Origin of the sequence: Providencia sp. PROV119 (assembly GCF_028482435.1) — a bacterium.
Classification (GTDB): Bacteria; Pseudomonadota; Gammaproteobacteria; order Enterobacterales; family Enterobacteriaceae; genus Providencia; species Providencia stuartii.
This window is the reverse complement of record NZ_JAMPQL010000003.1, coordinates 19,957-44,643: the sequence shown is the minus strand read 5'-3', so window position 1 is coordinate 44,643 and position 24,687 is coordinate 19,957. Positions and strand designations below refer to the sequence as shown.

The following is a 24,687-nucleotide window of genomic DNA, read 5'->3' as shown; positions in this document are numbered from 1 at the left end:
TTCCTATAACTGCAAAGACGTTAAAATAATAATCTTATTACTCATTCATACCTTAAAAATGGGTTAAACAAACCTTAAGGCTTTATTAAATCTCACGTTGAATTGACCTTGATTATATTGTCGGAAAAATGTTGCCTGCTTATACTGCTCACCAGAGAGGTGATAAAATGAATATTCTATTAGTCGAAGATGATCTCCAATTAGGCAAAGCACTCTGCCGTGGCTTAGAACTTGCAGGTTTTAATCCACTTTGGGTACGGTTACTTTCGGATGCTAAACAACAACTCAATTCCCGTAATTTTGATCTCATGCTCCTAGACTTAGGATTGCCTGATGGTGATGGTAATGAGGAATTAATCGCATGGCGCCGCTCAGGCCAATCAATACCGATTATTATTTTGACCGCACGTAATCAGATGGATAATTTAGTAACCAGTCTAGATTCTGGTGCCGATGACTTTTTAACCAAGCCATTTGCCATGCCAGAGTTAATTTCTCGTGTAAAAGCGGTCAGCCGCCGTATGGCAGGTTTTTCATCGGAAATTTGGCAATTGGATAATCTGCAATTAAATCCAATCAATCACCAAGTGCTCTTAAATGATCAGCTTTTGCTACTATCAGGCAAAGAGTATCAACTTTTATATGAATTAGTGAAAAATGCCGATAATGTAGTTCGCAAGGCCGATCTTGAACAGCGCCTATTTGGTTTCGATGATAAAATAGAAAGTAATTCGCTTGAGGTACATATTCACAACTTACGACGCAAGATAGGTAAAGATCGCATTATCACTATCCGCGGCATTGGTTATTTACTTAAAAAAGAAGCTCAGCCAAGTGAAAGTTAAATCCTTTTTTATTTACACCTTTTTCTTACAGATAAGCTCAGTGGTTTTACTGTGGGGGCTGCTCGTTGGCTGGCTACAATTTTTTTATTTACCTAGCATTGATGATGATTTTAACCGGCAACAACAAATTGTTACCAAAGGCTTTGCTGATACTTTAGGCGCCGTTACCAATAATCCTGAATATTTTGATCGTATCGCCACCTCATTACAAAAAATGTATACCGATGCGATGGAAAATGGCTTGGAAGTCTCCTATAAGCCTTTTGTTGTGATCCGTAATCAACATGGTGAAGTGCTATACCGTAATAGCGATAAAATTAATATAACTGACAATATTACGTTCAATGAATTACAAGCACAGCAACCAAATTGGCACTTTACTGTGTCATGGAATGACGCGCACACCATTGAGGTGATCCTTGGTGAATCCTATTTTGACCGTAAATCAATAATTGGCAGCCCTGCAGAAGGCACCGCAATACCTTTATTATTTATATTAGGTATCATGCTAATCGCTATTATTGTCACCGCTTATTTCAGTTTGCGACCACTCAGACAAGCTGCAACTATAATCTCCAGCCGTAAGCCGGGGAATTTGACGCCAATTGAAGTCAAAGAGCAATATAAAGAAATCCGCCCTATTATTACTGCTATCAATAATCTCATGTTGCGGGTCGATGCCGCCAACCAGCGCGAAAAACGTTTTATGGCAGATGCCGCCCATGAACTCCGAACCCCTATCGCTGCTGTGATTGCACAATTGCATTTATTGATGCAAATAGACAATGTCAAAGAGAGGGAAGAGATTGTCAAAGATATGCAAGCCGCTTTAAATCGGGCCGCTTCATTGTCTCACCAACTTATTGATTTAGCACGCTTAGAAGCTGAAGACTTTTCTGTCAATAAAGAGCAAATTAATATACCTACTTTAATTTCCCATATCACTTCATCACATGTTCCCCATGCGATCAGCCAAGATATCGATATTGAATTACAAAGTCCTGATAATGTTTTTATTACCACCGATAAACTTGCATTGACCACTATTTTTACCAACTTGCTGGAAAACGCGATTAAATATAGTGACAAAAAAGGCAAAATTAAGATCACCATTAGAGATTTAAGTCCGTTCGGTGCCACTATAACCGTGCAAGATAATGGTCGAGGGATCCCTGAAGAAAGTCGCCAACTTATCTTTTCACGTTTTTATCGTGTACCCGGAACAATGGAAACAGGAAGTGGCCTTGGGCTTTCCATTGTCCATAATCTTGCGACAAAAATTGATGCGACTATCCGAGTGACAGATGGGTTAGATAAGAAAGGTGTTGGATTTATTATTGATTTACCTTAATGATAATTTTGCCATTAAGATCATAGAGCTTAGACCGTTTTTTGGGCTATAATTTAATTCTATAAGTCTTTTTACTTATTTTGTTAAAGGGAAGGCTCATGTCTCAAGCATTAATTATTATCGACCTCATTGAAGATATTATAGGTAAGAATGGATTATCAAATACCAGTTACCTACAAGCGCAAGAACGTCATGTTGTTGAGAACGCTAATCAAGCGGCTGCTTTTGCACGTAGCCACAACATCCCTGTTATTTGGGTCAAGGTTGGGTTTGCTGATGATTATCAAGATATCCCAGCAGGCTCTCCGATGTTTCACCGTGCAAAACAGCTTAACGCATTAAAATTAAGTAGTTCTGGTTGTCATTGGGTTAAAGATCTTGATGTACAGCTCCGAGACCTCATTATGATTAAAAAAGGCGTTAGTGCATTTACTGGAAATCAACTTGCACATTGGTTACAAGAAAATCATATTAAACAGGTTATTTTTGGCGGAGTGAGTTCACTACTCGCAATTCAAAGCAGCGCTCGCCAAGCCCATGATCTTGGTTATCAAGTTACCGTCATTGATGAACTTTGTGCAGCAGCAAGCTTAGAGTTGCATCAACAAAGTATGCAAGCATTACAAGGAATGGCCACCGTTTCTTCACTCTCAGAATTTTTGCAAGGAAACGTCAAACCATCCTACTGATTATTGTTTTTATATTGCTAACATTTTCTGGATATAAATATCGCGAAGCCGGAGTGCTAACTGCCCTGGCTTGCCCCCAGCAATTTTCTGCCCATCAATTTCAATCACCGGCCAAACAAGTGTTGTTGATGAAGTAATAAACGCTTCCTTAGCAGTTATTGCCTCTTCAATGGTAAATGAACTTTCTTCAACCGCTAAGTTTTGTTCTTGCGCAAGGGTTAAAATGGCTTGCCTTGTAATGCCGGGCAATATTTCATGGCTTAAGCTACGTGTTTTAATTTTATTTTCAGCGGTGATAATAAAAAAATTGCTGGAACTACCCTCTGTTATAAAACCATCTTTGACAAAAAGGGCATCTTCAACTCCCTGAGAGCGGGCATATTCTTTTGCTAAACATGCTGCAAGTAATGCAACTGTTTTAATATCACAACGCTGCCAACGAATATCCTCAAATGTCACAACTCTAATCCCTGTTTTTACACGAGGGTTCTCAATAATAGATGCCTGCTGAGCAAAAAGAACCAATGTTGGGGGGATCGTTTTATCAGGAAATAAGAAATTACGTTGCCCCGCATTTCCACGTGTTAATTGTAAATAGATGAGGCCTTCAGTGAGGTTATTTTTTTCAATAAGTTGCCGATGAATATCAAATAATACATCCTCTGTATAAGGTAGTGCTAATTCCAATTCATGACATGACCGTTTTAACCTTGCTATATGGTTTTTAAAATCAATTAACTTCCCGTTAATGACAGCTGTTACCTCATATACAGCATCGGCAAATAAAAACCCACGGTCAAAAATTGATATCGAGGCCTGCTCCTCTGGGATAAACCGCCCATTGATATAAGTCATCATAGCGTTACTTTTCCTTTTCAAATTGCACACACCAAGTTATGTGATGAAATAGAGATCGACAGCCATGCCACACAATAAAAACGTCATTGTTGCAATAAAATCTATTTTAGACGTTCATTAATTGAGTGTTTTTTATTGATGAATATTAATGTGAGATCAAAATTCATCACTTTTAGATTGATTCTCTAGTATTAACAATAGTCATTTTTGTTATTTTTGTGAAATAGCTATTGAACTAAATGCTAATGCCCTATATTTTTAAAATTAATACAAATCAACCCCGTCAACTACTCTTTATTTGACATAAGGGAGAGCCTTATCATGCTTAATATCAATCCAGATCAACTTAAAAACCTTGCAGAGTCACAATTAAAAGGTCACAGAACGATTATTTATCTCGTTGCCTTATTATTGCTCATTGGGGGGATTGTCTGTATTACTAATCCGCTTGTATCTGGGATCGTATTCAGTTCTTTCATTGGCGTGGTGTTATTAGTCAGTGGCGTAGCCGTTATTTTGAATATTTTCTTCAACCGACTCTACGCGAATATGTCTATTTTATTCAGTTTAATCGTCGGTATCGCCTACCTTATTTTAGGTTATGCGTTCCTCTCAGACCCACTACAAAGCTTGTTATTTCTCGCCATTTTTGTCGCTATTTTATTTATTTTCGGCGGGGTCATTCGGATCTACGCAGGTACTAAGTTGTTTAGTTCAGCAGCCGGAATGATGAATATTTTGATTGGTATTTTAGATTTTATCATCGCCTATATGCTACTAAGCGGAAATGCTCAAACTTCCATCACCCTATTAACCCTGTTTATTGGTATTGAATTGCTCTTTAGCTCTTTCACCCTGTTCCTACTGGCTGGGGCCTTAAAAAGCACCAATAAATAGCCCATGATTGATGGCGAGTTCCCCCCTGTTACCTACCTAACAAACTCGCCATCAAATATTTTTTAAAAATTAAAATAATATTTAATCCAAGCTTGACTTTCCTTTTCCAATAGTTAAAATGCCATCAAGTGATCTAGATCACACTTTAATATTTGGAGTTCCCATGCATACCCTTAAAGAATTTATTAGTGATGTTCAAGAAGTTATTGAATTACTTGCTAAACGTTTTATGTAAGACAGCGCATATTTTATTACCTCATCTTTAGCGTTCTGTGCATATTTTTTTGCAATACAGCCTTAACTCATTAAGGCTGTTTTTTTATCCAACAATAGCGTTAATCACAGTTGCCCCCATATCACCGATTCCTCTACTTAGTCACCATAAATAACTAAATGAGATATGCCCCCTATTGACGAGCCATACCTTGTCAATACAGTCAGCCGTTTTTATTACCTGCTAATTAAGCCTCTATAGGTTTATTTAAGGCTCACATTTCGCTTTAAACACATATTTTCGGCTTATATTTTTGGCTATCTTAGATTGTTTCGCTATTATGGGTGAGTTTTGGTTGAATTTATGTTACTATCTATAAGTTGTCTATAAAGTGGAAAATTGAACTAAAGCATCTTTCAGCACAATGGATGCCAATAAAGAAGGAGAACACATGCAGCAGCAACTGCTAGACTGGGTACGCCAGTTCAACCAAGATTATGCCGAAATTGCTTCACTGTTAATCGTATTAGGCTTAATTCTTGTTGTCGCCTTAATTTTGCATTTTATTCTGCACAAAATTATCCTTCCTCGGATAGAGAAAAGTGGTCAGAAAAAAGGCAGTGGCTGGCAACGTCAATTAACCCAGTTTAATCTATTTAATCGCATTGCGTTTGTTATCCAAGGTGTTGTCGTCAACATCCAAGCCGTTCTATGGCTTCATTCAGGCTCTACCGCACAACAGATATTAAGTGTTGCTTCACAGGCTTGGTGCTTACTGTTTGGGTTACTTACGTTTTTCTCTATTCTCGATATTTTGCTTAGCGTATTACAGCGCGCCGCAAAAACAGCTCACCTGCCGTTACGTGGGATCTTCCAAAGCGTAAAACTTATCGCATCCGTACTCATTGCAATTATGATCATTGCACTGCTAATCGGAAAATCCCCTCTGATCCTACTCAGTGGATTAGGTGCAATGACGGCGGTCATGATGTTGGTCTTTAAAGACCCAATCATGGGGTTAGTCGCAGGGATCCAACTCTCTGCAAACAATATGGTTAACATTGGCGATTGGCTTGAAATGCCTAAATATGGCGCCGATGGTGCTGTCACCGACATTGGTTTAACAACCGTTAAAGTGCGTAACTGGGATAACACTGTTACAACTATTCCAACTTATGCCTTGATTTCAGACTCATTCAAAAACTGGAAAGGGATGACTGAATCAGGGGGGCGTCGTATTAAACGTAGTATTCGCCTAGATACCACGAGTATCCATTTTCTTGACCAAGAGCAGATTGACTCTTTAGTTAAGGCGAATCTTTTAGAGCCCTACATTGGTGATAAAATTTCTGAAATTAAAGTCTTTAACTCGTCTATTCCCGAAGATAGAGTGACACCACTTAACCAGCGTAGGCTAACCAATATTGGTACTTTCCGTGCCTATGTTGAAGCTTATTTGAAGGCACATCCTAAAATCCATAAAAATATGACAATTATGGTAAGGCAGCTTGAATCTGACTCAAATGGGTTACCTATTGAAATTTATGCCTTTACCAATACCACTGTTTGGGTTGAGTATGAAGGGATCCAATCTGATATCTTTGACCATATTTTCTCCATTCTGCCACAGTTTGAACTGCGCGTTCACCAGTCACCAACAGGCACAGATATGCGAGCTATCGGTCAAACAGTCACTGGATCTAATACCCAACAGTGATTAATTAAGTTAATTTATGGTATTACAACTTAGGTAGTAGTTTTTAAGAGGGGGAAACCCCTCTTTTCCTCTATTTCTCTCACCTCCCTATATAAATAGTCACATAACGATAGATAATTTAAATGCGACTATCCCCTCTAGATAATAGAAAAAATCCTTTAAAAATTAATGTGATAATAATTAATTTCCTCTAATTTATCAGGGATATTGTTGATGTAGGTCATGTTGCTGATGAGTGACTTTTTTTAACATATAAAACAAGAAAGTGATGTCGAACTTTACATATAGGCAATGTCAATGCATAAAACAAATAAAAATACTCATTTTGGAGAGCTGAGTCGGAGGGAGTTTATTCAAACCTCTGCAACGGTTGCTACCGCTGCTGCTGTTGCAGGCTCAATCACTCTTCCTTTTACCGCTCAAGCAAAAACACCAGAGATCATGCCTGATGAAGTCAACGAGAAAATCAGTTACAGCGCTTGCTTAGTTAACTGTGGTAGCCGTTGACCACTCAAAGTCCATGTTAAAGATGGTGTTATCAGCCGTATTTCTAACGAAACCATGTACGACGACTCAACTTTGGGCGAACACCAAATTCGTCCATGTTTACGTGGTCGCTCTGTACGTTGGAAAACCTATAACCCAGATCGTTTGAAATACCCAATGGTACGTGTTGGTAAACGTGGCGAAGGTAAGTTCAAGAAAATCAGTTGGGATGAAGCGACTACTATCATTGCAGAAAAACTAAAATACACTATTGATAAATATGGTAGTGATGCCATTTATTATCAGTATGGTACGGGTTCGACAGGGGCGAATTTACATGGTCGTGCGGCCTGTAAACGTTTATTAAGCCTAACCGGTGGTTTTCTCGGTGACTACGGCACCTATTCCTATGCTCAATTAATGGAAATCACACCGTATGTATACGGTAGCGTTGAAGAATCGCTCCTATCTGAGATCCAAAACTCTGACTTAGTCGTGATGTTTGGTCATAACCTTGCCGAAACGCGTATGTCTGGTGGCGGTCAATTTTATGAAACATTGAACGCACTTGAGAAAAGTAAAGCTAAAGTCATCATTATTGACCCTCGTCGCACTGACAGCGTGACGACGCTAGGCGCAGAATGGATCCCAATCTATCCTGGTACGGATGCCGCGCTGGTTGCTGCATTGGGTTATGTGATGATCCAAGAAGGCCTAACTGATGAAGCGTTTTTGAAAAACTATTGTGTCGGTTGGGATGAGAGCACACTCCCTGCTTCAGCGCCACGTAATGGCTCCTACAAAGATTATATTTTAGGAAATGGCCCTGATGGCATTGCGAAAACACCTGAATGGGCAAGTAAGCTAACAGGTATTTCTGTTTCGCGGATCATTCAACTGGCTCGTGAAATTGGTAACGCAAATCATGCTTGGATTTCACAAGGTTGGGGTCTACAGCGTACTGAGAATGGCGAACAGGCTTGCCGCTCCATTATGATGCTACCTATTATGTCAGGCAACATCGGTCGTCCAGGTACTAACACTGGCCTATGGGGTAATAGCATTGCTTATCCTGTTGCCGGATTTAGTTTACCAAACCCTGTCAAAGCAACGCTGCCATCCTTTATGTGGACAGAAGCGATCGTGCGCGGCAAAGAGTTAACCGCAGAAAATGGCGGTATCAAAGGCGCAGATAAGCTAAACAACGATATTAAGTTCATGTGGTGTTACTCCAGTAATGTTATTGGTAACCAGCACGCTGACTTGAATAAAACACATGAAATTCTATCTGACGAGTCAAAATGTGAATTTATCTTAGTTTGGGATAATCATAATACTCCATCGGCTAAATACGCTGATTTACTGTTGCCAGATGTTACTCCTGTTGAGACCAACGATCTGATCAACAACTCTTACGCAAGTGGCGCATATCATTATCTGGTGCGTTTACAAAATGCTATCGAGCCATTGTGGGAAAATCGCCCTAACTATGATGTATTGGCCGAAATTGCAGAAAAAATGGGTGTAAAAGAGCAGTTTACTGAAGGTCGCACTTATGAGGAGTGGATTGAGTATTGCTACAATAAAACCCGTGAAACTATGCCTCATCTACCTGAATTTAGTGAAACAGATGGTGCAGGCATTATTGACCGTCGATTTGCTGATACGTCAAAACACATTGCCCTAAAAGATTTCCGTGATGACCCGATTGCGAATCCACTGAAAACGCCATCAGGTAAGATTGAAATCTATTCTGAGCAGTTAGCAGAGCGCGTTAAAAACTGGGAGCTTCCTGAGGGCCAACGTATTCCTGCCATCCCTGAGTACTGTGCAAACAAAGAAGGTGTTGAGCAGCAACGTAATCAACAGACTTACCCTCTGTTAATGACCGGTTTCCACGACAAAGGTCACGTCCATTCAAGCTATTTTAATGTTGAAATGTTACGTGAAGCGATCCCTCATCAATTCTGGCTTAACCCAATCGACGCGCAAGAGCGTGGTTTAAGCAATGGTGATATTGCAGAAATTTTCAACGACCGTGGTCGCATTCAGATTAGAGTTAAAGTGACTGAGCGCGTATTACCGGGGGTTATTGCCGTTCCACAAGGCGCATGGCGCACTTTGGATCAAGCAGGATTAGATACAGGAGGCTGTATCAATACCCTCACCTCACAAGTTCCTTCACCACTAGCGAAAGGAACACCACAACATACTAATCTTGTTGAAGTGAAACGCGCTTAAGGAGTTAATTGATGAAACAGTATGGCTTTTATTTTGACTCCACAAAATGTACTGGCTGTAAAACGTGTCAAGTCAGTTGTAAGGACGAAAAAGATCTCGATTTAGGCCCTAAATTCCGCCGTGTATACGAATTTGGTGGTGGTAGTTGGCAAAAACAAGATGGTATTTGGCAGCAAAATGTCTATAGCTACTATTTATCTATCTCTTGTAACCATTGCTCTAATCCAACCTGTGTGGAAGGTTGCCCAACAGGGGCGATGCACAAACGTGCCGAAGATGGTCTTGTCGTTGTTGACCAAACCGTTTGTGTCGGTTGTCGTTACTGCGAATTACGCTGCCCATACGGTGCGCCGCAATATGACGAGAAGAAAAAACTGATGAGCAAATGTGATGGCTGCTACGAGCGCGTTGCTAAAGGTATGAAACCCGTTTGCGTTGAGTCATGCCCACAACGTGCATTGGACTTTGATGATATCAATGTCCTACGTGAGCTTCACGGTACAGAGTGTGGTATTGCGCCTATGCCAGACCCTAGCCTTACCAATCCAAACATCGTTATTAAACCACATAAAGATGCCAAACCTTCTGGCGATAAAAGTGGTGAACTAAAAAACCCTGCGGAGGTGTAAAATGCATGAATTACCACTAGTCTTTTTCACCGTGTTGGGGCAGTCTGCTGCTGGGCTATTTTTATTAGCTTATTTAAGTAAAAAAATAGGTTCAATTGATGAAAAGCAACTGAAAAATGCCAATATCCTCGCCTTTGTTGTGATGATTATTGGGTTAGGTATTGGTGGCCTACATGTCGGCCAACCACTGCGCTTTTTCAATATGTTGCTAGGTGTTGGTCGCTCACCGATGAGTAACGAAGCCTTTTTAAGTGGTGTCTTCGTCACTTTTGCCGCTGCAACCTTGTTTTTTACACTCTTTTATAAACAAGCATTACTACGTGAATTAGCGAATATTGCCGCGGTTATTTCAGGTGTGGCGTTTGTTTGGTCAATTCCACAGGTTTATAACATTGCTTCAATCGCAAACTGGAATACGGGCTATACTACGCTGCAAATGTGGATGACCATGTTAGTTGGCGGTGGTGCTTTAGCAATAGCTATTGGCGCTCGTGGATTAGGGATCGCCTCTTTCCTTATCGGTGCGTTGGTTATTTTCGCTAGCCGTGCGGGGTATCAAGCGTTCTTATCCGAAACCGGTCCAGCATTGAGCGCTGAGCAAACTGGCCTCTGGGGTTTCCAAGTCGTTGTCTTAGTTATTGCTTTGGCAGGATTTATCGGTATGGCATTAAAACAACGTGCACCAAAAGCGACATTAGCGACATGTGCGGGTGCTGTTTTACTGGCTGAACTTGCAGGACGTATTGCCTTTTATAACTTATGGCAAATCACCATGTAGTTCCACGAGTATCAATTTAATAATCACGTTAAGAGCCTGCGAATGTAGGCTCTTTTTTTAATAGCGTATAAACACAAAAGTAATAATTAAAGCCACCAGCATCACTGCGACCTTCTCAATACAGTATTCCATTTTAAGGCAATTTTCTGCATTAAAAAATCACACATTACCGCAACTAGCGCGATAATAAAAGTCCCCCCTATAATATAAGCGAAGAGGATATCCGCTACTATAATTTCAATTATTAGACCCTCTATTTGATGGCTGCGTGGTAGAAGTTCTATGAACCAAAGGAGTATAGAAAAAAGGCCTGGGATCAAAAAGTACAATAAGTAGCGGTGAAAATGATTCAAACTTTTTTTGAGATAAAAGTAAAATACAGGTATTAGAAAGAGCCAATAACCGAGTAAATATAAACTCATTGATTTGTAGTACGCTAGCAATAGCAGATAAGTATTTGCCCCTTCTCTATAAAAAGGAAAAAATAGCTGCTGTACAGCTTGAAGATAATAACAAATTATACCAAAACAAAGTGATAGACATGATATCAACGCATTATGGTTATTAGAAGGCATTAGAGAGGTCCTTTTCACCTGTTTAAAATAACCTTAGTAATAAATCTTTTAATAAAGCGAAAGAATGCAGCAATACATTCGCCTTTTTTCTCACAATAATCAATAAGTGATACCACTAAATCTTCTTCATTTTGTCAACAGGGGTTTGCAGTGTTTCCATTCACGGCAAACCTAGCCACCCCAGCGTTTAGAAACTATCTAAAAAGCGGAATTTGGTTGCTGTAAAAAGGCAATTTCCTCTTTAGTAGAAGGACGCCCCAATATCTGGTTTCGATGTGGATAACGACCAAAACGATCAATAATCGCCTTATGTTGCATTTCATAATTTAGCGTATTGTCATCCCCTAAGCCACGAAATAGCTCAACCGCTTGCTGATGAATAAAGCTTGATTCAGAGTGCATAAACGGCATTAAAATAAATTTGCGTTGAGATAGTGGCAGCAAATTATAATCTGCTTGTTTTATCGCTTCTTGAGCCAATACCAGTGCCATTTGGTCTTGGGCAAAAGCTTTCGGTGTATCACGCCACACATTGCGAGAGAACTGATCTAAAACGATAATCTCAGCTAAGCGCCCACGAATAGAAATACGCCAATAAGCTAACTCTCCTTTTGCTGCACGCTCTAGTGTTCCGCCGAAACGCTGCATAATAAGAGCATCAAACTTTTCATTTTTTTCAAACCACTGTTTTGAGGTTGACTCCTCAAACCAAAATGTTAAAACGTTTTCCATGGTATTCATAATCGTTATAAGCCTAAATTTGTTAGTGATAAGTTATTTTTTATCGTAAATAAAACCTTATAGTATTGTTATGAGCTACTTCTTAAAACTGCAATCTTCAGATAAATATTTTGTATTTTTGCGAAGCGCTTCCAAAATCAGCGAGTAATAGTGCATATAAATTAATCATCAAAGATAGATAGTCCATTAAAAAGCTGATAAAAAATAATCAGATCCCATGTGCTAACTTATTCTGATAGGTATTATTAATAATCCAATAATCTTGAGACTAAAGGAATGTTACTAGACACCGTTTATCCCCCTTATGAATAACGTATTCATCACGGCATTGTTACACGCTCAATGATTTTTTACTTCACTGATACGATTCTCACTATTAATACAACCAATATGGGTTATCTAGACAATGTTTTGAGAAGAACATAAGTAAGTCTACTTTTGCCATTTAAACTATTTGACTTAATATTAAATAAATTTATTTCTCCTTTTCCCTCTATTTATTTTTCTTTTTAATATTTATTTTTGTTGCATAGAATTTTTTCACAGTTAATTTCTGTTAATTTACAAGTGAAATCGAAATCAAATCATCATTAATTGATTTTTTATTTATTTTTTATAAATGATTTGAACAAAAAATATATATCCTAAATAATATTCCCTAGATATACATCCTCTCATCATTTAGGAATTTATAATGGAAAATAAATACAGTCTAAATAAGACATTACCAATCGGTATTAATGAGACAGGTTTTCGTGAAGAATTCGATAGTATGGGGAAAATAAATGTTCCTGCCGACCGTTATTGGGGAGCACAAACTCAGCGTTCATTACAGCATTTTAATATTGGCAACGATTTAATGCCAAAAGAAGTGTATCACGCTTATGGTTATATCAAAAAAGCTTGTGCGTTAGTTAACTGTGCTGCTAACCGACTTCCTGAGTGGAAAAAAGAGGCGATTGTTATCGCTGCGGATGAAACTATTAATGGTCAATTGGATGAGCATTATCCTCTTTATGTTTGGCAGACTGGCTCTGGCACACAATCGAATATGAATGTGAATGAAGTTATTTCCAATCGTGCAATTCAATTGCTTGGTGGAACGTTAGGAAGTCAATCGCCCATAGGGCCAAATGATGATGTCAATATGGGGCAGTCATCTAATGATACCTTCCCAACCGCGATGCATATTGCTGCCATTTTTGCACTTGATGAGCAATTAATCCCAAGTATTGAAAGTTTAATTGATGTTATTGAGAAAAAAGCCAGCACTTGGATGAATGTAGTGAAAATTGGCCGTACTCATCTGGAAGATGCCGTGCCTTTAACTGTTGGTCAAGAGTGGTATGGTTGGGCAGGTCAACTCAGAGATGCTCTCGAAGATATTAAACGTAGTAAATTAGATCTTTATAAGCTCGCGGTTGGCGGCACCGCTGTTGGTACAGGTCTCAATGCACCAGCCGGTTTTTCAAAAGATGTTGCCGATAAAATAGCTGAGTTGACTCAAAAACCCTTTATTACTGCACCCAATAAATTTACTGCGCAAGGCTCTCTGGATGCGTTAGTCCGCACACACGCATCTATTCGTGGATTAGCTGTCGCACTCATTAAGATCGCCAACGACATGCGCTGGTTAGCTTCGGGTCCTCGCTGTGGCTTTAGTGAGTTAATTTTACCTTCTAATGAACCAGGCTCTTCAATCATGCCAGGTAAGGTTAACCCAACTCAATGCGAAGCAATTGTGATGATAGGTATTCAAGTGATGGGCAATGATACTGCAATCGCCATGTCAGGCAGCCAAGGTAACTTTGAATTAAATGCGATGCGCCCTGTTATTATCAATAACTTGCTACATTCAATTCGTATTTTAGCTGATGGTTGCCATAAATTTAGAGAGTTTTCTGTTGAAGGTACGCAATTAAATACCGCTAAAATCACTGAGTATGTCGATAACAGTGTGATGTTAGTTACCGCTTTGTCACCTATTATTGGTTATCAAAATGCGGCGCATATTGCAGAAAATGCCATAGCCAAAAATATCACTTTAAAAGAATCCGCTATCGCTTCAGGAAAAATAAGTGAAGAAGACTTTAATAAATATGTGAATCCAATCGATATGACTGGCAATGGTTTATCGGGTGCTTAACCCATCTTTTTATGATGATTAAAATAGCAATACCACAGTAAGCAAAACAAGATACCCCCTTGAAATAACATTATTATATATTTCAGGGGGAATAGCATAAGTGATATATTACCACCTAGTGACATTAAAATTTAACTTAACCGGATTTTGGCTTAAACCTATTATTTTCGCTGAGTTCACCCACAAAAAAATACAACTGTGTGGCGTAATTTTGGAATAATCCGCCCTTTACACTATTCGCCCTTCGCTGACGTCTAGTCAATGTACACCACTGTTCTATAATAGAAGCAATATGTATTATGATAGTTTGATCAAGCATTTTATTCACTATGCTGTCGCGGCCGATACACCTATACACGTTAGCTAATTCGCTGTAGAACCAAATTGTTAAAAATAAAATACGTTCGATTTAACCCTTTTTACGGTTGCCATTCCAATAATTTTATTGATTTGCTATTTAATGCCAATTTAAAATGATTTTTCACGCAATTACATACATTTGATAAATGCAATGGTAAGATCCGCGTAAACCCAATTAATGCTCGTTTATATCAACATTTATCGGGTTAACAATTGTCATTGCATTATTTAGATCATCAACAGTCAATTCAGCCACCACACTGTGGCATGGTATTAACCCAATACTCGTTGGAGGAGCGGCTCGAAATGGCAGGACATATGGTACTCATTGGCTGGGCATTATGGGTAAGTCCTTGTGGCACAGATGCCTGTGATGCATTGCCTGTGACTGAGACCATTTTTACACAAGATCAGTGTATCACCCGTAAATCTTATCTCGAATCAAAGCGCCCTAACCTCTATTTTATGTGTGGTGAAGTCTATCGCGATAGCGAAGAAATCAAAAAAGACGATAAGCACAGTGTGCCCGCCCCTAACCCACCATTGCGTGCACTCCCTGAACGTATTTCGCGATAATGGTTATTTAAACGGGAGCAAGTAAACACTTGCTCCAGAGTGAACTAGTCATTTATTTCTGCAATTACGCTATCTGCATCAATATAATCACCCTTATTGACAATATATTTCAGCGTACCGGCACGGTGAGCGATCACCTGTACTTCCATTTTCATCGCTTCCATGACACCAATAACCTCTCCTTGAGCAACCGTGTCGCCTTCTTCAACTAACCAACTAAACAGTACGCCTGAAATAGGGGCATTCACTTGCTGATCTTGTGCGACCGCTTGATGATTCGTTATTGAAGCCTGCTCTGTCGATGGCATCGCTAACCCAGCTAACCATTGTGTCGGTAAACCAAGCTCACAGCGCTTCCCATCGATTTCAATAAAGGTACGCGTTATTTGTGGGTTATTTTGTGGTAATTGCCGTTTTGCTGGTGCAATCTCAACAGAAAATTCAGTTTCAATCCAGCGAGTATGCACATTAAACCTTTCACAAAAGTCAGCATGCTCCATCACCGCGCGATGGAAAGGCAGTACGGATGCCACGCCTTCAATCGAAAATTCGCCTAAAGCACGGCGAGCGCGCTGGATAGCTTGTTCGCGTGTATTGCCAATGACAATCAGTTTTGCCATTAAAGAATCAAACGTACTTGGGATAGTCGCCCCTGCCACAACACCACTGTCTAAACGGATACCCGGGCCGGATGGGGGATCAAATTTAAGGATAACCCCCGGTGTGGGTAAAAAACCATTTCCGGCATCTTCTGCGTTAATACGAAACTCAAAAGCATGCCCTCGTGGTTTAGGGGTTTCGCGGATACTTAATGGTAAACCTTGTGCTATCCGTAATTGCTCAATGACTAAGTCAATCCCTGCGGTCTCTTCGGTAATAGGGTGTTCAACTTGTAAACGCGTATTCACCTCAAGAAATGACAATTTGCCATCTTGGCTTAACAAAAATTCGACGGTTCCCGCCCCCACATAATTGGCGTGACTACAAATATCGACAGACGCTTTAATCACTTGTTGTTGTAATTGTTCTGATAAAAATGGCGCTGGTGACTCCTCCACTAATTTTTGATTTCGTCGTTGTAAAGAACAATCACGCGTTCCCACGACAACCACGTTGCCAAATTTATCCGCAATAACTTGCGCTTCAATATGCCGAGGATTATGTAAAAACTGCTCTAGGAAACACTCGCCTCGTCCAAAAGCCGCTGTCGCCTCTCGCACCGCAGAGTGATATAGCTCCTCTACCTCTTCCATGTGCCATGCTACCTTTAAGCCTCGACCGCCACCGCCATAGGCGGCTTTAATCGCAATCGGTAAACCATTGGTATGGGCAAATTCAACGACTTCTTTGGCCTCTTTGACAGGCTCTTTGGTTCCTGCCACTAAAGGTGCGCCGACCTGCATCGCAATTTGACGAGCTTTGACTTTATCACCCAATATGTCAATGGTTTCAGGTTCTGGGCCAACCCAAATCAAGCCCAACCCTTGTACCGCACGAGCAAACTCTGCACGTTCTGATAGAAAACCATAACCAGGGTGAACCATGGTTGCCCCTGATTTTTTCGCTACCTCAAGTAATTTATCCATATCCAGATAGCTTTCGGCGGGTGTACTTCCCGATAATCCATATGCTTCATCCGCCATCTGAACATGCAATGCGTTAATATCGGGATCCGCGTAAACCGCGACTGAATCGAAGCCAATATCCCGACACGCACGAATAATGCGAACTGCTATTTCGCCACGGTTTGCGATCAATACTTTATGTTTAGTTTGATTATTCATTGTAGGCATAAGTATCCCGACTCCCTTCATATTCTTTAAATACCCCGATTGGGTTAAATTGTATTTGGGCATTAACGGGTAGCTGCCCCGCTAAATCCAAGTGATATTCACATACCGCACCAATAACCGGATAACCACCAGTTAACGGATGGTCATTCAAAAATAAGACCGGTTGTCCATTCGCAGGGATTTGAATTGCCCCAATACACGTCCCCTCACTGGGTAACTCTTGATGTATTGCACGCTCAATAGCCGCATCGCCCGCCAAGCGTAACCCGATACGATTGGATGCTGCCGTAACCTGCCATAATTGTGACGTTAACCGTTGTACCGCCTGTGGAGTAAACCAATCAGTTCGAGGCCCTAAAATGATATCTAGCACCACCACATCACTCGTACTTGGGTAGTTAAATGCAGGTTGTTCATCAAGTGAAATAGCCGTTGGTTGTTTAAGTGATTTAACCGCTAATGTCAGCCCTACCGTTAATGGTGCAGGCCCTACCTGTGCTAATGTGTCAAAAGAACAGCTACCAAGAACAGGCGTACTTTGGATGCCACCGCGTATCGCAAAATAGCTACGCACGCCTTTTGTTGCCGTTCCTAAGCGAATAATATCCCCCGAGGCTAAATGAATCGCTTGATATTGCTGTGCGCAATAGGTAACACCTTCGGCTGTCGTAATTTCGATATCACAACATGCCCCTGTGACTGCTACCAATAACGGTTTATTTGCCTGTGCTTTAAAACCCCCTTGGGTAATTTCCAGCACTGCTTCATGGATTGCATTTCCTACCAACCGATTTGCGCTTCGTAGCGCGCCTTTATCCATAGCTCCGGATTCAGAAATTCCCAATGCAGCCTGCCCTATTCGCCCAATATCCTGTAATAACGTTTGTAATCCTGTGGCAAGGACAGTGATATCACTACGTTGGCTATCCTTATGATGCTCAACTGTTGGCTGAGGTAGGCTATAGGTGATCCCCGTTTTCGCAGCATCAACAAAATTGACACGATACCCCGGTTTTAACAGTGCAGGCTCTGTGCGATGTAAATCCCATACAGCCGTTGGTGTAACGCCAATTAATTGCCATCCCCCTGGACTTGCTTGAGGATAGACGCTACTGAACTCGCCAGCTAAAGCAACAGAGCCAGCCGGAATTCGGATCCGTGGTGATGGCCGACGTGGTACATTTAATTGGGCATTTTTTGCAACCATATAAGCAAACCCTGGAGCAAAGCCACAAAAAGCCACTTGGTATTCATTGTTAGTGTGTCTTCTTATTACTTCATCAATTGACACCCCTAGGTGTTCAGCAACATCAGCAAGATCTTCACCGTTATAGTGAACAGGGATAGTCACCAACTGGCCTAATTTAAGATCCGCCTTCGAAATATCTAACCTTTCAATTTCATCAATGATGATATTGGCATTCGTAATAACAGGATTAAAGCGAACTAAAACGGTTCTTGCTGCTGGTGTAATTTCTTCAATCGCAAGCTGACGTGACATGTTACGCAGCACATCCGTCAGAGCCATTGTCTCTTCAAGACTTTGTAGCTCAATCATAAAAGTGCTTAAATTGACAGGTAAAAATCGCATTAAACCCCCTTATACATGATAGGCTACATCAGGAATATCCGTTATAAACATATGCCCCGGCGCATGGCTTAAGGCAAATGGGACGCCTGATTTCATCACGGCTGCTTGTGGCGTTACACCGCAAGCCCAAAACACAGGTATTTCTCCCTCTTCAATGCGAACTGGATCGCCAAAATCAGGTTGCATAATATCGACAATCCCTAATTGTTCAGGGACGCCAATATGAACAGGGGTTCCATGAACCGATGGAAAACGCCCTGTAATACTGACCGCATCCGCTACACGATCCGCAGCGATAGGCCGCATTGAAACCACGAGCTCTCCATGTAATCGCCCCGCTGGACGGCATAACCGATTGGTTTTATACATTGGCACATTGGTTTTATCCGTGATATGCCGTACATCAATACCCGCTTCTATCAATGATGTTTCAAAAGTAAAGCTGCAACCGATTAAAAAAGTCACTAAGTCAGTGTGTTGATGATAAATCTTGCTGGCATCCGTGATCTCATCCACCAGCTTCCCCTGTTGCCAAACGCGATAACGAGGGATATCCGTTCGCAAATCGGCCCCTTCAGCCAAAATGGTTTGCCAACTCCCCGCTTCGCATACATCCAGTACAGGGCAGCTTTTCGGATTGCGTTGTGCATACAATAAAAAATCAAAGGCCCAATCACGAGGCAACGCAATCATATTGGCTTGAGTCAATCCAGCAGCCAAGCCCGCCGTCGGTTTATCAAAACCTTGTCGAATAGCTTCTCTTGCGGCTCTTGCTGCCATAATCGCTTTTTCTGACGCCTTAAATAAACTTGTCATAGGGCCCCTCCCGAAAAAGCTCTGATTTCAACACCATGCTGTTGTAATAACTCACGCACATTTTGCGCCATCGCTAATGCCCCAGGGCTATCACCATGAACACAAATAGAGCCCGCTTCGATCGGCGTAAAATCCCCTTCAATTGATATTACTCCCCCTTCATTCACTAATTGCAGCATGCGCTGTGCAACTTGCTCAGGATCATGTAATACCGAACCGGCTTCCCGACGGGAAACCAAAGCACCATTAGAGTGATAAGCCCTATCCGCAAATGCTTCTGCAATAACGGTTAGCCCTCGCTCTTTGGCCCATCCAATCAGTGGCGAGCCTGCAAGTGCAACCAAAACTAACTGTGAATCGATAGCGCATATCGCATCAATAACAGCCATTGCTTGACGCTTATCATGGGCGATGGTGTTATACAGTGCCCCATGAGGCTTAACATAGCTGACTTGGCAACCAACCGCAGTTGCAAGCCCTTTAAGTGCACCTATTTGATAAATAACATCAGCGCTCAGTTCATCCGAGGCGATATCCATATTGCGCCGCCCAAAGCCCACTAAGTCTGGATAGCCTACATGTGCCCCTACCGTAACATGGTTCAATTTCGCCGCTTTTAATGTTCGCAAAATACCTTCTGGCGAGCCTGCATGAAAACCACAGGCGATATTTGCACTACTGACAATTTTCAGCATGGCTGTATCATTGCCCATTTTCCATTGACCAAAGCTTTCCCCGAGATCACTGTTTAAATCGATGATTTTTTTCATTGTTCTATTTGACCTCTATTTCAAGTAGTTAAAAATTGCTTCAACCGACATAGCCCCCATATACCATGTTAATGCACAGACAATGATACCGGACCATAACAACCAACGTGGATAGTGATAGCCGGACATCAAATCGGCACGTTTCCACCCGATATAAACAAAGATGGTTAAACCAATCGGTAAGATCAGACCATTAAACCCACCAGCAAAAACTAATAATGCGGCAGGTGCGGTTCCCATCATTAAGTAGACCGCCAGCGATATTGCGATAAATAAGATGGTGGCAATATTACGTTGCCTTTCTGTGATGGATTTTTTAAACGCGGTAATGAAACTCATGGAGGTATAAGCAGCACCGATAACACTCGTTAATGCAGCCGCCCATAAAATCAACCCGAAAATGCGTAAGCCAAAATTCCCAGCTGCCGCTTGGAAAGCTTGAGAGGCAGGGTTAGCCGCTTGGCCTGATATATCAATTGTCACACCACTTGCCACCACACCAAGAATGGCAAGAAATAAAATATAGCGCATTAATCCGACAACTAAGATCCCTTTAGTTGCAGCGCTTGAAACAACATGGATGTTTTCAACTCCAACAGCCCCTTTATCTAGTAAACGATGGGCGCCGGCATAGCAGATATAGCCCCCTACCGTACCGCCAACAATGGTAGTAATCATCGCAAAATCAACAGTATCTGGTAGCACGCTTTGGCGTAATGCTTCACCAACGGGTGGATTGGAAGCAAAGGCCACAAACAGCGTTAAACCGATCATGACTAGGCCTAACAAAATGATCACGCGGTCAATGAAGGTACTCGCTTTACGGGAAGAGAAGATATATATCGCTAACAGGGCACTGAGCAGCCCGCCCCATTTGGGATCTAACCCGACAAGGGCATTTAACCCTAATCCAGCCCCTGCGATATTACCGATATTAAAAATCAAACCACCAAAAATCACCAATACTGCAAGCAGATAGCCACTTCCGGGGATGGTGGCATTAGCGATATCCGATGAATGCATTTTGGTTAGAGTAACCACTCGCCAAATATTCTGCTGCACCACAAAGTCAATAATAATGGATGCCAAGATCCCAAAAGCAAACGCGGCTCCTAAGGTAACAGTAAAGGTTGCTGTTTGAGTAATAAAACCTGGCCCTATTGCAGATGTCGCCATTAAAAATATTGCCCCAATCAATGAGGTACGCCTATTTTTTATGAACTCTGCTGTGCTGGTACTTTCTTGAGCTGCCATGTGCATACTCCTTTCGGATTGTTTTTGTCGTTATCGATGTTGTGTTAGTTATAAAGGCAATAATCATGCCATTGTTCTACCAATACATATTATTGTTAATCTATCTTTAATATATTGTTGAACAATTAATAGTGAATGGCGAATTAACAAGCAATCAAAATCGTGGTTTGCGATTTAAAAATCAAAGACCGATCACTTTTTTAACAAAACACATAAATAATTAACATTTTTTGAATGCTAATTACGGCTAAATGCACCATATGAGTGCAAGAAACGATGGATTTGTGCTGAGCATGCACCAAAAGGAGCCTTGAAGCCGACTAGGGAATATGTGAAGATAAACTCTTACACTGTTCCTCATTGGCTCATACCTAAAACCTATTGATATGACTAAACAACCTGTTGTTCAGACCTTAGCTGTTACTATCGCCGAAACGATCCGCTACAAAATCACGGTTGGGGAACTTACGCCAGGCCAACGTTTGTCGGAAGCCGCTCTTAGTGAAGAGTTAGATATTTCTCGTAATACTCTGCGCGAAGTATTTCGTGTTTTGACACAAGAAGGGTTACTTACTTATGCACCAAATAAGGGCGTATTTGTTTCAGTACCCGATATGGCTGCTATCATCGACATTTACCAAGTACGCCGATTAATTGAATGTGATGCATTGAAGCAAGCCTATGCCATGCATCCTGCCGTACAGAAAATGAAGCAAGCCGTCAACGAAGCTCGCGAACAAGAAAAGATGGAAAATTGGATTGGTGTGGGAACAGCCAATATGAAATTTCACACTGCCATTGTTGAGTTGTCTGATAGCGAAAGGCTAATTAAGCTTTACCGTAATATCGCCGCTGAGTTACGGCTAGCTTTTGGTCATCTTAATGATCCTAAGATTCTATATGCCCCTTATATCGATAAAAACCAATCGATATTAGAGTTATTAGACGCCGGGCGTAACCTTGAAGCGGCTGATACATTGAGCCGTTATTTAGATTTATCAGAGCGAACCTTGCTCGCCGCCTTTAAACGAAAACAAGCCGGCTATTAATTCTCTTTATTAATAAAGTGTGAAAGCCATCAATCTAGTACTGGTCAATCCTGAGGAATTCAGAGCCTGTTTACGCAAATAGGATCCCCTGCTTTTCTGTTATCAACTATATTGGTAAATAGGAGCAAGATTTCAATAACTCAGTGCTAATTCTTTCTGGCAAGAGGCATTAATCTATTTTTTGCGATTTAAAGAAAAACTTATCTAAAAGGAATAGCTTGAGTGATTTTACGAGCAGAAGACTTCCCTAGATAGTAATAACATAAATAGGGTAATTACAATGATATATTGTTGAGTATACTATGACGGCGACTATTATATTTTTTAGTAACTTAGTTTCATCTTTACCCGTTTTCTAATTTCTGCTATTCGGTTATCTAGCTCTATACTTTTTGCTAGCGACGTAGAAGCAAGTTCAGATACACTGACATTAAAAACAGAAGACAATGCACTAATTGTCTCTATATTTGGGACTTTATTATTTTCAATTCGCTGAATAGTTCTAGTGATGTTAGTTGAACGAATTGTGCTTGAGACTACGCTCTTTCTAATCTTATTTGTTTAACTTTGTTTTCAAGGAAAAATTACATGAAGAAAACATTCGATGAAACTATAAATACCTTGCGGGAATTAGGCTTAATTTATGATGATCAATCTCCACGACTTCCTGAGGCTATGCCCAAGTTTGATGATCCTGATCCATGTGGATTCAGTATTTTTCGAATGGGCATAGCAGACTTAGACCTAAGCGCCTTAGACATGAGAAGGACATTTTTTTCTCGTTCAGAAATAGTCGGCTGTGACTTCACAGACACTGACTTAGCTGAGTCAAATATGTGTTGGAATGATTTTATAAGCGTCGATTTTACACGCGCTAATCTAGCAGGTGCGGATCTTCGTGCGTCTATTTATGAAAATACAAATTTTACAGAGTGTAACTTATCCGGTTCCGACTTAAGGCTAGCTGAATTTAATAATTGCATATTTACCTTAGCTAATATGCAAGGAGCAAAGCTGACTAAAACAGCTGGAGAAGCTCTTCCTCTTTCAATACAGCAAAAAAAACAAATAGATTGGCAAGACACTGAAGGCGAGGAGCCAAGCGGAGGTTAACGATTTATAAAGAAAAAAATCATCATTTGGTTGCAAATCATGATTTATCAGTATGGTGTAAGCATCATACTGATCCTGATTTCATGTATTCTTACATTCGCACGAATGAGATCAGATGGGTGAGCTTACCTATAATATTAAACTCAATCTTTTACATGTCATATTTTGAAATTAAGTTAAGCATTCAATATATAGTCACACAAAATAAATTGTATGCATATCCAATGATATTATTATATTTCAAGTTCTTTTTAGTTATTAAATTGATCTAATAATCCGTTAAATAAAGTATATTATCCCTACAAACTTTGTATGATTAACAATCGAATAGTACTTAAAAAATAGAATCACAGGTTATTAGAGGGCTCACCATCTCATGCACCTAAAATAATGAGTTAAATTGACTTTTAATCTGTATTTCCTCTTTTACATAATTTTAGCTACATCAGGCAGCATAAAAGAAGATAAATTAATTTTTATCTATAACGCTAATGAGATATCGCTTGCTGCTTTTACTTTTTGCTCGTATAGATACCTTACTAGGACGAAGTAAAATTTGGATATTCAGCGTCTTATTTTATTGTTCTGAATATAAGTATTCAGGACAGTTACTTTCAACGCCATAACCGAGAGAGTAATATAGTTTAAGAGCTTTAAAGTTTATTTTATCATAAAAATAAAGCCCTTCAGTACTTAAACAAGTCGCAAGATTTAAAGTGTGATGACTGTAACTTACAGTGAAATTTGATGCATCTTGGGCTGTAAAATGAATATTCATCTTATTGTTTTCGTCATAAATAAAAGCAAAAAACAGACCATTATTGTTATCATGCAATTCTTTTTTGTAACTATATTTAAGTAATAAATCGCTATTTATCGAGTTATATCCATCATTACCTTTTTCAGTCTTTTGAAAGTCACGCCCATTCATATGGTAACACTTGACTTTATTATTGCGTTCATTATTTATACAAACCGTGACCGTTTTGTTGTTTAAATTACTTTCAGTTGAATACAGTATGATTTCATTAGGAAAATAGGATAAGAAGCCAGCACTTAAGATATTGTTATCCATTGCAAATGTCATACTGCTGAATAAAAATAAAATTGACAATTTATAATTCATTTTATTAATAGCCCGTCTCATATACCGATAAGAGTACCATACTACCCTCACTTGGCTTTAATGTATATATTA

General features: G+C 40.2%; 20 protein-coding genes and 1 pseudogene. 12 read left to right on the top strand and 9 right to left on the bottom strand.

Annotated features, from left to right (window positions below):
- Positions 1–167 precede the first annotated feature (167 nt).
- From PSF11_RS04840 to PSF11_RS04830, 3 genes are all read left to right on the top strand, one after another.
- Complete coding sequence (locus PSF11_RS04840; RefSeq protein WP_014656200.1) at positions 168–845, top strand: response regulator; 678 nt, start codon at positions 168–170, stop codon at positions 843–845.
- Positions 835–2,196 carry a sensor histidine kinase gene (locus tag PSF11_RS04835; RefSeq protein WP_004920930.1) on the top strand — a complete coding sequence of 454 codons (1,362 nt, stop codon included), beginning with the start codon at positions 835–837 and terminating at the stop codon, positions 2,194–2,196. Before PSF11_RS04840 ends, PSF11_RS04835 begins: the two co-directional genes overlap by 11 nt.
- A gap of 98 nt (positions 2,197–2,294) precedes the next feature.
- Positions 2,295–2,885, top strand: a complete 591-nt coding sequence (locus PSF11_RS04830) for a cysteine hydrolase family protein (protein ID WP_004920932.1) — start codon at positions 2,295–2,297, stop codon at positions 2,883–2,885.
- A 9-nt stretch (positions 2,886–2,894) separates the two neighbouring features.
- On the opposite strand, the gene PSF11_RS04825 is transcribed toward PSF11_RS04830, so the two are convergent.
- On the bottom strand, positions 2,895–3,743 hold the full coding sequence (locus PSF11_RS04825; protein ID WP_072502371.1) for a D-amino-acid transaminase: 849 nt from the start codon (positions 3,741–3,743) through the stop codon (positions 2,895–2,897).
- A 321-nt stretch (positions 3,744–4,064) separates the two neighbouring features.
- Between PSF11_RS04825 and PSF11_RS04820 the strand changes: the two genes are divergently transcribed.
- The 5 genes and pseudogenes from PSF11_RS04820 to PSF11_RS04800 all read left to right on the top strand — a co-directional run bounded on the left by PSF11_RS04820 (position 4,065) and on the right by PSF11_RS04800 (position 10,705).
- Positions 4,065–4,640 carry a DUF308 domain-containing protein gene (locus tag PSF11_RS04820; RefSeq protein ID WP_004920937.1) on the top strand — a complete coding sequence of 192 codons (576 nt, stop codon included), beginning with the start codon at positions 4,065–4,067 and terminating at the stop codon, positions 4,638–4,640.
- A 665-nt stretch (positions 4,641–5,305) separates the two neighbouring features.
- Complete coding sequence (locus tag PSF11_RS04815) at positions 5,306–6,571, top strand: mechanosensitive ion channel family protein (RefSeq protein WP_014656205.1); 1,266 nt, start codon at positions 5,306–5,308, stop codon at positions 6,569–6,571.
- 297 nt (positions 6,572–6,868) lie between these two features.
- Positions 6,869–9,298 (top strand): annotated as a pseudogene (locus tag PSF11_RS04810) (DMSO/selenate family reductase complex A subunit).
- Positions 9,299–9,309: 11 nt separating this feature from the next.
- A complete protein-coding gene (locus tag PSF11_RS04805; protein WP_014656207.1) occupies positions 9,310–9,927 on the top strand; it encodes a DMSO/selenate family reductase complex B subunit in 618 nt (205 codons plus the stop codon).
- A gap of 1 nt (position 9,928) precedes the next feature.
- Positions 9,929–10,705 carry a dimethyl sulfoxide reductase anchor subunit family protein gene (locus tag PSF11_RS04800; protein ID WP_072502373.1) on the top strand — a complete coding sequence of 259 codons (777 nt, stop codon included), beginning with the start codon at positions 9,929–9,931 and terminating at the stop codon, positions 10,703–10,705.
- 773 nt (positions 10,706–11,478) lie between these two features.
- On the opposite strand, the gene PSF11_RS04795 is transcribed toward PSF11_RS04800, so the two are convergent.
- The gene (locus PSF11_RS04795; RefSeq protein ID WP_004920950.1) at positions 11,479–12,021 is read right to left on the bottom strand and encodes a DUF924 family protein; all 543 of its coding nucleotides are present in this window, start codon (positions 12,019–12,021) and stop codon (positions 11,479–11,481) included.
- A 694-nt stretch (positions 12,022–12,715) separates the two neighbouring features.
- Here PSF11_RS04795 and fumC point away from each other — a divergent pair.
- Both fumC and PSF11_RS04785 read left to right on the top strand, forming a co-directional pair.
- On the top strand, positions 12,716–14,167 hold the full coding sequence (fumC, locus tag PSF11_RS04790; RefSeq protein WP_004920952.1) for a class II fumarate hydratase: 1,452 nt from the start codon (positions 12,716–12,718) through the stop codon (positions 14,165–14,167).
- A gap of 666 nt (positions 14,168–14,833) precedes the next feature.
- Positions 14,834–15,103 (top strand): hypothetical protein, encoded by a 270-nt coding sequence (locus PSF11_RS04785; protein ID WP_014656212.1) that lies wholly within the window; start codon positions 14,834–14,836, stop codon positions 15,101–15,103.
- Positions 15,104–15,147: 44 nt separating this feature from the next.
- Here PSF11_RS04785 and PSF11_RS04780 read toward each other — a convergent pair whose 3' ends face one another.
- From PSF11_RS04780 to PSF11_RS04760, 5 genes are read right to left on the bottom strand one after another with little or no spacing between them, the layout of a single operon-like run.
- Positions 15,148–16,887, bottom strand: coding sequence for an acetyl/propionyl/methylcrotonyl-CoA carboxylase subunit alpha (locus tag PSF11_RS04780; protein WP_004920957.1), 1,740 nt, complete (start codon positions 16,885–16,887; stop codon positions 15,148–15,150).
- Positions 16,880–18,487, bottom strand: coding sequence for a 5-oxoprolinase/urea amidolyase family protein (locus PSF11_RS04775; RefSeq protein ID WP_072502374.1), 1,608 nt, complete (start codon positions 18,485–18,487; stop codon positions 16,880–16,882). Before PSF11_RS04775 ends, PSF11_RS04780 begins: the two co-directional genes overlap by 8 nt.
- Positions 18,488–18,496: 9 nt before the next feature.
- Positions 18,497–19,303: a putative hydro-lyase gene (locus PSF11_RS04770; protein ID WP_072502375.1), complete on the bottom strand. Its 807-nt coding sequence runs from the start codon at positions 19,301–19,303 to the stop codon at positions 18,497–18,499.
- On the bottom strand, positions 19,300–20,073 hold the full coding sequence (locus PSF11_RS04765; protein WP_060561101.1) for a LamB/YcsF family protein: 774 nt from the start codon (positions 20,071–20,073) through the stop codon (positions 19,300–19,302). Before PSF11_RS04765 ends, PSF11_RS04770 begins: the two co-directional genes overlap by 4 nt.
- A gap of 15 nt (positions 20,074–20,088) precedes the next feature.
- Positions 20,089–21,327, bottom strand: a complete 1,239-nt coding sequence (locus tag PSF11_RS04760) for an NRAMP family divalent metal transporter (protein WP_014656216.1) — start codon at positions 21,325–21,327, stop codon at positions 20,089–20,091.
- Between the two features lie 386 nt (positions 21,328–21,713).
- On the opposite strand from PSF11_RS04760, the gene PSF11_RS04755 reads away from it, so the two are divergent.
- Complete coding sequence (locus PSF11_RS04755) at positions 21,714–22,376, top strand: GntR family transcriptional regulator (protein ID WP_004920968.1); 663 nt, start codon at positions 21,714–21,716, stop codon at positions 22,374–22,376.
- Between the two features lie 324 nt (positions 22,377–22,700).
- On the opposite strand, the gene PSF11_RS21270 is transcribed toward PSF11_RS04755, so the two are convergent.
- A complete protein-coding gene (locus PSF11_RS21270) occupies positions 22,701–22,874 on the bottom strand; it encodes a hypothetical protein (protein ID WP_350573286.1) in 174 nt (57 codons plus the stop codon).
- Positions 22,875–22,964: 90 nt separating this feature from the next.
- On the opposite strand from PSF11_RS21270, the gene PSF11_RS04750 reads away from it, so the two are divergent.
- Positions 22,965–23,489, top strand: coding sequence for a pentapeptide repeat-containing protein (locus tag PSF11_RS04750; RefSeq protein ID WP_072502376.1), 525 nt, complete (start codon positions 22,965–22,967; stop codon positions 23,487–23,489).
- Between the two features lie 577 nt (positions 23,490–24,066).
- Here the strand turns inward: PSF11_RS04750 and PSF11_RS04745 are convergent.
- Complete coding sequence (locus tag PSF11_RS04745) at positions 24,067–24,564, bottom strand: hypothetical protein (RefSeq protein ID WP_225829659.1); 498 nt, start codon at positions 24,562–24,564, stop codon at positions 24,067–24,069.
- Positions 24,565–24,687: the final 123 nt, after the last annotated feature.

Excerpts from the sequence above, each read along its gene's own strand:
- PSF11_RS04840 (WP_014656200.1), top strand. The coding sequence starts at position 168 with ATGAATATTCTATTAGTCGAAGATGATCTCCAATTAGGCAAAGCACTC.
- PSF11_RS04830 (WP_004920932.1), top strand. The coding sequence starts at position 2,295 with ATGTCTCAAGCATTAATTATTATCGACCTCATTGAAGATATTATAGGT.
- PSF11_RS04825 (WP_072502371.1), bottom strand. The coding sequence starts at position 3,743 with ATGATGACTTATATCAATGGGCGGTTTATCCCAGAGGAGCAGGCCTCG.
- PSF11_RS04820 (WP_004920937.1), top strand. The coding sequence starts at position 4,065 with ATGCTTAATATCAATCCAGATCAACTTAAAAACCTTGCAGAGTCACAA.
- PSF11_RS04815 (WP_014656205.1), top strand. The coding sequence starts at position 5,306 with ATGCAGCAGCAACTGCTAGACTGGGTACGCCAGTTCAACCAAGATTAT.
- PSF11_RS04805 (WP_014656207.1), top strand. The coding sequence starts at position 9,310 with ATGAAACAGTATGGCTTTTATTTTGACTCCACAAAATGTACTGGCTGT.
- PSF11_RS04800 (WP_072502373.1), top strand. The coding sequence starts at position 9,929 with ATGCATGAATTACCACTAGTCTTTTTCACCGTGTTGGGGCAGTCTGCT.
- PSF11_RS04795 (WP_004920950.1), bottom strand. The coding sequence starts at position 12,021 with ATGAATACCATGGAAAACGTTTTAACATTTTGGTTTGAGGAGTCAACC.
- fumC (WP_004920952.1), top strand. The coding sequence starts at position 12,716 with ATGGAAAATAAATACAGTCTAAATAAGACATTACCAATCGGTATTAAT.
- PSF11_RS04785 (WP_014656212.1), top strand. The coding sequence starts at position 14,834 with ATGGCAGGACATATGGTACTCATTGGCTGGGCATTATGGGTAAGTCCT.
- PSF11_RS04780 (WP_004920957.1), bottom strand. The coding sequence starts at position 16,887 with ATGAATAATCAAACTAAACATAAAGTATTGATCGCAAACCGTGGCGAA.
- PSF11_RS04775 (WP_072502374.1), bottom strand. The coding sequence starts at position 18,487 with ATGCGATTTTTACCTGTCAATTTAAGCACTTTTATGATTGAGCTACAA.
- PSF11_RS04770 (WP_072502375.1), bottom strand. The coding sequence starts at position 19,303 with ATGACAAGTTTATTTAAGGCGTCAGAAAAAGCGATTATGGCAGCAAGA.
- PSF11_RS04765 (WP_060561101.1), bottom strand. The coding sequence starts at position 20,073 with ATGAAAAAAATCATCGATTTAAACAGTGATCTCGGGGAAAGCTTTGGT.
- PSF11_RS04760 (WP_014656216.1), bottom strand. The coding sequence starts at position 21,327 with ATGGCAGCTCAAGAAAGTACCAGCACAGCAGAGTTCATAAAAAATAGG.
- PSF11_RS04755 (WP_004920968.1), top strand. The coding sequence starts at position 21,714 with ATGACTAAACAACCTGTTGTTCAGACCTTAGCTGTTACTATCGCCGAA.
- PSF11_RS04750 (WP_072502376.1), top strand. The coding sequence starts at position 22,965 with ATGAAGAAAACATTCGATGAAACTATAAATACCTTGCGGGAATTAGGC.
- PSF11_RS04745 (WP_225829659.1), bottom strand. The coding sequence starts at position 24,564 with ATGGATAACAATATCTTAAGTGCTGGCTTCTTATCCTATTTTCCTAAT.